This window comes from Longimicrobiaceae bacterium, assembly GCA_035936415.1.
Taxonomy (GTDB): Bacteria; Gemmatimonadota; Gemmatimonadetes; order Longimicrobiales; family Longimicrobiaceae; genus JAFAYN01.
On sequence record DASYWD010000099.1, the window covers coordinates 1 to 4,168 of the forward strand.

Annotated in this window: 5 protein-coding genes; 1 reads left to right on the plus strand and 4 read right to left on the minus strand. The window is 74.7% G+C overall.

The genetic code is table 11. The features are described 5' to 3' along the window. From VGR37_03915 to VGR37_03925, 3 genes are all read right to left on the minus strand, one after another. Nucleotides 1-390: hypothetical protein (locus VGR37_03915; protein ID HEV2146541.1), on the minus strand; the 390-nt coding region annotated here is incomplete at its 3' end. Continuing rightward, entirely contained in the window at nucleotides 387-1,211 is an 825-nt protein-coding gene (locus VGR37_03920) for an endonuclease/exonuclease/phosphatase family protein (protein HEV2146542.1), read from the minus strand. The genes VGR37_03920 and VGR37_03915, both read right to left, overlap by 4 nt. 1 nt (nucleotide 1,212) lies before the next feature. Then, complete coding sequence (locus VGR37_03925) at nucleotides 1,213-2,400, minus strand: heparan-alpha-glucosaminide N-acetyltransferase domain-containing protein (protein HEV2146543.1); 1,188 nt, start codon at nucleotides 2,398-2,400, stop codon at nucleotides 1,213-1,215. Between the two features lie 215 nt (nucleotides 2,401-2,615). Between VGR37_03925 and VGR37_03930 the strand changes: the two genes are divergently transcribed. Beyond that, nucleotides 2,616-3,803, plus strand: coding sequence for a hypothetical protein (locus VGR37_03930; GenBank protein ID HEV2146544.1), 1,188 nt, complete (start codon nucleotides 2,616-2,618; stop codon nucleotides 3,801-3,803). 84 nt (nucleotides 3,804-3,887) lie between these two features. On the opposite strand, the gene VGR37_03935 is transcribed toward VGR37_03930, so the two are convergent. Continuing rightward, on the minus strand, nucleotides 3,888-4,168 hold a 281-nt coding region (locus VGR37_03935; protein ID HEV2146545.1), incomplete at its 5' end, for a hypothetical protein.

Here is a 4,168-nt window from a genome sequence, read left to right on the forward strand (position 1 = left end):
GGTCCGCCCCGTGAAGCAGTCGCTCGCGGTGCACTCGTCGCTGGCCGCCAGGGCGGCCGCCGCGCCGTAGCCCACCAGGAGCCCGGCGCCGCCGCCGATCAGGAAGCCCCGCACCGGGCTGATGCTGCCGCGCGGCACCTCCAGCCGCGCCACCCGGGGGATGAGCACGGGAAGCGGCTCGCCGCCGCCGCGCCCCCGGAAGACCAGCGTGTCGCCGCGCACGCCCTGCACGGTCCCCACCTCGCGCTCGATCCCCAGCACCGGCGCGGTCACCCGCACCCGCGCCCCGGGCCGCACGGACAGCGTGTCCTGCGCATGCGCCTGGCCGGCCGCGGCGAGCAGCGCCGCGGGCACGAGCAGGCGGGCGGCGGTCCGGATCGGCGTTCTCATGTGTCTCCCGAAAGGACCAGCAGCACGCCGCGGTGGTCGGAGACCTCGGCGCCCACGACGGCCGCGGAGTCGCACCCCGCGCCGGCCGGTAGGAAGAGGTAGTCGATGCGCTTGACCGGGGCCTTCGCCGGGTAGGTGAAGCCCTCCCCGCTTCCGCACGCCTCCCACGCGTCGCGCCACCCCGCCGCGCGCACCTCCGCGATCACCGCGCTCTCGGGGGTGGCGTTCAGGTCGCCGCCCAGCAGCACCCGCGCGCTCCCGCCCCGCAGCCCTTCCGCGATGCGGAGGAGCGCCGCCACCTCCTGCCGGCGGTAGACGTCCTCCCGCGAGGCGTCCAGGTGCGTGTTGAGCACGTACACCGCGCCGCCGGGCGCGTCCACCCGCGCGCGGAGGACTCCGCGCGGCTCTCGGGAGCCCCCGGCGCGCACCTGCGGCGGGTCGACGGGGAGATGGATCAGCGTGTCCTCCGCCACCGGCCACCGGGAGAGCAGGGCGATCCCGTACCCCCCGCCCTGGTAGTCCAGCGTCTTCCCGAACACCCCGTGCATCCCGGTGAGGCGCCGGAGCTCCGCCAGCTGGTCGGTCCGGCCGGAGCGCTCCGTGCCGCGGTCCACCTCCTGGAGGAGCACGAGGTCCGCGCCCGTCTCCCGCACGGTCTCCGCCACCCGCGCCAGGTTGTCCACCCCGCCTGCGTCCTTGCCGGCGTGGACGTTGTAGACCAGCACCCGCAGCGGGGCGGGCCCCGGCGGGGGCGCCGCGGCCGGGACGGCGCAGGCGGCCGTCCAGAGGGGGAGCGCGGCGAGCAGGAGGGCGCGTCTCATCTCAGACCTTGATGAAGATCCGCCGGCGGTAGAACATCCACATCACCCCCAGCCAGAAGAGTACGAAGCAGACCGCGAAGGCGAGCGAGGCGTTCAGCGGGGCCAGCCAGGAGGCGAAGAGCGTCTCGTACAGCCACCCCTTGAGCGTCACCGGGTCGCCCGCGGGACCCGCCCACTTCACCAGGGTGAGCACGCGCGCCATGATCCCGGACAGGAAGAAGGCCGCGATGGCGTTCATCCCGAAGAGGACGAAGGGGAAGGCCCAGCGGCGCCACCCCTGCACGTCCACCAGCCAGTAGCAGGCAGCGAGGAAGTGGAGCGCCATCCCCGCCGTGAACACCACGTACGAGCTGGTCCACAGGTTCTTGTTGATGGGGAACGCCTCGTGCCACGCGAGCCCCAGCAGCAGCCCCGCGTTCCCCGCCAGGAACATCCACACCGCCTTCTCCGCCGGGGAGCGCTCGGAGCGGAGCCAGCGCCCGGCGAGCACCCCCAGGAGCACCGTCGCCACGGCGGGGAGGGTGCTGAGCAGCCCCTCGGGGTCCCAGGTCTTCGACGACTTCCACAGGTGCGCCGTGCCCAGCACGGCGCGGTCCACGTACGCCGCCAGGTTGGAGTCCGGCTCCAGGCTCCCCGCGCCGTGCCCCGGCACCGGCACCCACCGCATCGCGGCCCAGTACCCCAGGAGGAGGAGGGCGGCGACGGCCGCCTGCGCGCGCGGCCCGGCGAAGAGCACCACGGCTGAGGCCAGCAGGAACGCCACCCCGATCCGCTGCAGCACCCCCGGGATCCGCAGCGTCCCCGGGTCCAGGCCGTAGAAGGGGAAGGCGGCCAGCACCAGCCCCAGCAGGACCAGGACGGCGGAGCGCTTCGCCACCTTCCCCAGCATCGCGCCGCGCGTGGCGCCCTTCTCCCGCTGCGCCGCGAAGGAGAAGGTCATCGCCACGCCCACGATGAAGAGGAAGAAGGGGAAGATCAGGTCGGTGGGCGTCCAGCCGTGCCACTTCGCGTGCTCCAGCGGGTCGTACACGTGCGCCCACGTGCCGGGGTTGTTGACCAGCAGCATCCCGGCGATGGTGATCCCCCGGAACACGTCCAGCGAGACCAGCCGCGAGGGCGGCGCGGCGACGGGCACCGGCTCGGGAGGGCGGGCGGCGGAGGGCGGAGGGAGCGTGGCGGACCGGTCCATGGGGGGCTCCGGGGCGGCGCGGCGGTGTGGGGCGACGTACCAAGTTGCGGCCCCCGGCGCGGATGCGCAAAGGGGAGGGCGGCGTGGACGGCCGGCGCGCGGGGTCCGGGCCATTGCCGGAGGTGGCGCCGCGGGCCATCTTCCTCTCTCCGGGGGCCGGTACGGTCCCTCCCGCCGTACCCTCCCACGAACCAGACAGATCCGGGGTCACACCGATGCAGCCCGCACGCACGCTCCTCTTCCTCGCCCCCCTCGCGCTCCTGCTCTGCTCCGGCGCCTCCACGGCGCAGACCGCACTCCGCATGGGGCAGACGGTGTCCGGCCAGCTCACCGCGTCCAGCCGCAAGGCGCCCGAGGACCAGTCGTACTACGACCTCTACACCTACACCGGGCGCCGCGGCGAGCGGATCCGGGTGACGATGCGCTCCAGCGACTTCGACGCCTACCTCGCCGTCGGGCGGATGGCGAAGGGCGGCGCCTTCAGCAGCATCGCGACGGACGACGACGGCGCCGGGGGGACCGACGCCCGGGTGGAGCTCACCCTCCCGGAGGACGGCACCTTCGCCATTCGCGCGAACACCCTCAGCGCCGGGAGCGTGGGGCGGTACACGCTGCAGGTGGAGCGGGGGACCGCTCCCGTCGTCGTGACCCCCCAGCCGATCCGCGTGGGGCAGACCGTCTCCGGCTCGCTGGACCGCACCGACCCCCGGCTGGACGACCAGTCGTACTACGACCTCTGGAGCTTCCAGGGGAGGGCGGGGCAGGCGGTGAGCGCCACCCTCCGCTCCTCCGCCTTCGACGCCTTCCTGGTGCTCGGCCGGACGGACGGGGAGAGCTTCGAGGAGATCGCGTCGGACGACGACGGCGCCGGGGGCAGCGACGCCCGCGTCTCCACGACGCTCCCGGCCAGCGGGACCTACGTGCTCCGCGCCAACAGCCTGCAGGGGAGCAAGACCGGCGCCTACACCCTGCAGCTCGCCGAGGGTCCCGCGTCCGGCGCGGGCGCCGCGGCGCGCTCGACCACCCCGTCCTCCGCCGGCTCCACGGTGCACCCGCAGGCGCGGCCGATCCGCGCGGGGCAGACCGTGCGGGCGGCGCTCACCGACGGCGATCCGGTCACCTTCGACAACACGCACTACCAGGACTGGATCTACTCCGGGAAGCGCGGGGAGCGCCTGGTGATCACCCTGCGCTCCGCGGCCTTCGACTCGTACCTCCAGTTCGGCCGGAGGGCGGGGGGCCGGTTCGAGTACATCGGCGCGCAGGACGACGGCGCGGGCGGGAACGACTCGCTCATGGCGATCGCCCTCCCCGAGGACGGCGACTACGTGCTGCGGGTGAACACGCTGCACGCGGGGACGGGCGCCTACTCCCTCACGGTGGAGAAGCTCCCGGCCCGCTGAGCCGGATCTGCCGCCGCCGTAGACCCAAGACCCCACTGCCCGGGCACGGGCGGTGGGGTCTTTCGCGTGGACGGGGAATCCGGGTCAGCGCGCGGTGCGGCGCTCCACGGCGATGGAGGCCCAGAGCTGCGCGACGGGGACCAGCACGGCGATCCCCTGCGCCGGGGGGCCGGAGTCGCCGAGGAGGGCGAAGCCGGCGAGCCCCGCGGCCGTGATCCCGGCCGACGCCAGCGCGCCCAGCGCGTAGCTGCCGCGCCGTCCCTCCGCCAGGTGCACCCCCAGGGGGACGCCCAGCGTCTCGCCCACGATGGCCCCCACGAGGGCCGGCATGAGGCAGATCTCGTCGCCCTCGCACCCCGCGGCGG

Excerpts from the sequence above, each read along its gene's own strand:
- VGR37_03920 (HEV2146542.1), bottom strand. The coding sequence starts at position 1,211 with ATGAGACGCGCCCTCCTGCTCGCCGCGCTCCCCCTCTGGACGGCCGCC.
- VGR37_03925 (HEV2146543.1), bottom strand. The coding sequence starts at position 2,400 with ATGGACCGGTCCGCCACGCTCCCTCCGCCCTCCGCCGCCCGCCCTCCC.
- VGR37_03930 (HEV2146544.1), top strand. The coding sequence starts at position 2,616 with ATGCAGCCCGCACGCACGCTCCTCTTCCTCGCCCCCCTCGCGCTCCTG.